Source organism: Enterovibrio norvegicus (assembly GCF_002876705.1).
Taxonomy (GTDB): Bacteria; Pseudomonadota; Gammaproteobacteria; order Enterobacterales; family Vibrionaceae; genus Enterovibrio; species Enterovibrio norvegicus_B.
Genome location: NZ_MDAG01000097.1, coordinates 1 through 522, shown reverse-complemented (window position 1 = coordinate 522; position 522 = coordinate 1). Strand labels below are relative to the sequence as shown.

The following is a 522-nucleotide window of genomic DNA, read 5'->3' as shown; positions in this document are numbered from 1 at the left end:
GAACTGACGGATAACGCCTCAAACACCGGCTTGGTGAAGTTGGCGGCTTTTTGGGAACAAAAACGATGACAGTTTTGCCAAGTCCGCATGATTTGACTTGTTAAGCATTTGGTGCCACCACTAGCTTAATTTTACTTGCAAGTGTTTCTCCGAATGACTCTGATGTTTCAATAATAAGCTGATTTACGGAACCAGGATCTATAAGAGAAACATCAGAGGCATCTATATTTTCAACAAGCCACTCCACAACTGAATAAAGCTCTTCTAGTTCCAAGTTGTTCTGATGCCTCAAAGAGCCAATTGATACCGCTGCCAACAACTTGAGAGCATAGGGAGTTGGCTTGGATCCATTTAGCTCAAGTGGTCCAAGCCAATACTCAACTTCAGCGCGCCCTAAACCGCCGCCAATTGAATTTCCGTGTTCGATCGTCTCATTCATTATAGAGATCACATCATCTTTGGTTTCTTGGTACGAGTATTGGCCCATAACTCTCTTGATGCTTAACGCTGTGATAACGGGCA

Annotated in this window: 1 protein-coding gene; it reads right to left on the bottom strand. The window is 43.7% G+C overall.

All coding sequences use genetic code 11. The annotated features are described in order from the left end of the window. Nucleotides 1-100 precede the first annotated feature (100 nt). A partial coding sequence (locus BCT27_RS25345) for a hypothetical protein (RefSeq protein ID WP_206748028.1) occupies nucleotides 101-522 on the bottom strand: 422 nt, incomplete at its 5' end.